Below are 2,681 nucleotides of genomic sequence, written 5' to 3' on the forward strand. Positions count from 1 at the left end.
GAGGTCTTTTGGGAAACTGCTGCAGAACTGCAGCCAGACTCTCGATGAGCTGCTGGCTGTTACCACCGATACTGAACTGGAATTAAAAGATGATCAGAGACTTGAGCGCATTGACCTGTTGCACAAAACGATGCTGGAGGATTATAATTTCTGCCTTACTTTCAGCAGTGAGGCCAGACTGCTGTCGATTTCAAAATCTGCAGATAAAAAGGACTATAAGGGTGTAAATGAATTATACGGATTATAAGATAAGCGATGATGAAAAAGATATTAATGTTATTGGCAGTAATCTGCATCTTGCTTATTCCTGCTAAATCAAAAGGGCAGTCAGCTGAAATCCAGCAGCTGATTTTGAATATTGAAAAGCTTTCGCAGTTCAAGAAAATTCTCAGTGACATGAAAAAGGGATATGAGCTGCTTTCAGGAGGATACAAAACGGTTAAAGATATGACTGAAGGAAATTTCAGTCTTCATAAAACCTTTCTGGACGCACTTATGCAGGTAAGTCCGGCTGTCAAGAATTACAAAAGGGTAGCAGAGATAGTAGATTATCAGATTTCAATATTAAAAGAAAGCCGCAGTGGAATGAACCGATTTATAAAAAGCGGGAATTTCAGCGGACAGGAAATAAATTATTTTGAAAAAGTATATGGCAATCTGCTTAATCAGAGCCTTCGAAATCTGGATGAACTAACGATGGTCATAACCGCTGATAAACTAAGAATGTCCGATGACGATAGGCTAAAGGCTGTTGACGATATATATGAGCAGATGCAGGATAAACTACTTTTTATAAGAAATTTTAACGCATCATCCAACGTGCTGGCTCTTCAAAGAGCAAAGGAGAAAAAAGATGTTGATGCGTCAAGAGGATTACAGGCATTTAAAGACTAAAGAATGATGATAGCAGTAAATAAAAAAAGATTACCAGCAGTGCTTTTGGTATTGCTGTTTCCGCTGCCCATCTTGGCGCAGGGACTTGGTGATGATATGAGCAGTCTTCATGGTGTTTTGGACCAGCTCTATGATGAAATGATGCCCTTGTGTTCTAATCTGATTGCAGTAGGGCAGGCAATAGCAGGATTCGGGACTATCTGGTATGTAGCTTCAAGAGTATGGAGGCATATTGCAAGCGCCGAGCCAATAGACTTTTATCCATTATTCCGGCCGTTTGTAATAGGATTCTGCATTATGATTTTCCCATCGGTTCTCGCACTTATCAATGGTGTTATGAAACCCACTGTAACAGCCACTGCCGCTATGGTCTCCGGTTCCAACAATGCAGTTGCAGTACTGCTTAAAGAGAAAGAAAAGGCCATAAAAGAAACTGATCCCTGGAAGATGTATGTTGGAGCGGCGGGAACGGGAGACCGGGACAGATGGTACAAGTACACACATGAGGGAGCCGATCCTTCGGATGAAAGTTTGCTTGCGGGAATAGGAAACGATGTAAAGTTTGCTATGGAGAAAGCCTCTTATAGCTTTCGAAATTCTGTTAAGGAATGGATGAGCGAAATTCTGCGTGTGCTGTTTGAAGCGGCGGCTTTATGCATCGATACCCTGAGAACTTTCCAGCTTGTTGTGCTTTCGATTCTTGGGCCTCTCGTATTTGGAATTGCCGTGTTTGATGGATTTCAGCATACCCTTACCGTCTGGCTGGCAAGGTACATAAACATCTATCTCTGGCTTCCCGTTGCCAATATATTCGGAAGCATAATCGGAAAGATTCAGGAATTGATGCTTAAACTGGATCTTTCACAGGTACAGGCAACGGGAGACACTTTTTTCAGCAGAACAGATATTGCATACTTAATTTTCATGATAATAGGCATCATCGGATATTTTACTGTGCCTTCTGTTGCCAATTATATTGTTCATGCTGGCGGAGGAGGAGCACTAGGCCAGAAAGTGACAAGCCTGTTTGGCAGTTCAGCCAGTTCTGTTGTGAGAACCTCGTCAAATGCGGTCGGAATGGCGGCAGATGCGATGGGAGACGCAGACCGGAGAATGACAAGCAGCATGGCAGCGACAGCAGGAAGCAGCCCATATTTTGCTGATAAGGGAAATTATATGAATGACAGGCTCAAAGGAAATTCAAAACAGACTTAAATCAACATCCCATGTTTACTAAAATGAAAAATATAGATAACGCTTTCAGATATGTGAGAGGATTTTCAATGCTTGTAATTTCAGGCTGTATAATTATAAGCTGTTACGCTGTTTACAAGAGCTTGCAGACAGTAAACCTTATGCAGGATAAAGTCTATATTCTGGCAAACGGCAAAGCGCTTGAAGCTTATGCTTCAGAAAGAAAAGATAATATTGCTGTGGAGGCAAGGGATCATGTGAAAACATTTCACAAGTTTTTCTTTACGCTTGATCCCGATGATAAGGTCATTAAAACGAACATCACAAAAGCGCTTTATCTGGCAGACGACAGTGCAAAACGCATCTATGATGACCTGAAGGAAAATAATTTTTATTCGGGCATTATATCGGGAAATATCAGCCAGTCGATCCAGATTGACAGTGTGAGCATCGATATCCGTGAATATCCATATCGTTTTAGATGTTATGCCAGACAAAGTATTATCCGCACTACCAGCATTCTGAAAAGAAGCCTGCTGACAGAAGGTGCTCTTCGCAATGTTTCGAGAAGTGATAATAATCCGCACGGGTTT

At 41.6% G+C, this 2,681-nt stretch carries 3 protein-coding genes and 1 pseudogene; all 4 read left to right on the forward strand.

Annotation, left to right across the window (positions count from 1 at the left end; all coding sequences use genetic code 11):
• Positions 1-247 (forward strand): annotated as a pseudogene (locus GSY47_RS05910) (hypothetical protein); the annotation flags it as partial.
• A gap of 11 nt (positions 248-258) precedes the next feature.
• A complete protein-coding gene (locus GSY47_RS05915) occupies positions 259-894 on the forward strand; it encodes a TerB family tellurite resistance protein (RefSeq protein ID WP_219071142.1) in 636 nt (211 codons plus the stop codon).
• Between the two features lie 3 nt (positions 895-897).
• Positions 898-2,109, forward strand: coding sequence for a conjugative transposon protein TraJ (traJ, locus tag GSY47_RS05920; protein WP_219071143.1), 1,212 nt, complete (start codon positions 898-900; stop codon positions 2,107-2,109).
• Positions 2,110-2,132: 23 nt separating this feature from the next.
• A partial coding sequence (gene traK, locus GSY47_RS05925; RefSeq protein WP_246611272.1) for a conjugative transposon protein TraK occupies positions 2,133-2,681 on the forward strand: 549 nt, incomplete at its 3' end.

The organism is Flavobacterium quisquiliarum, from assembly GCF_019308285.1.
Taxonomy (GTDB): domain Bacteria; phylum Bacteroidota; class Bacteroidia; order Flavobacteriales; family Flavobacteriaceae; genus Flavobacterium; species Flavobacterium quisquiliarum.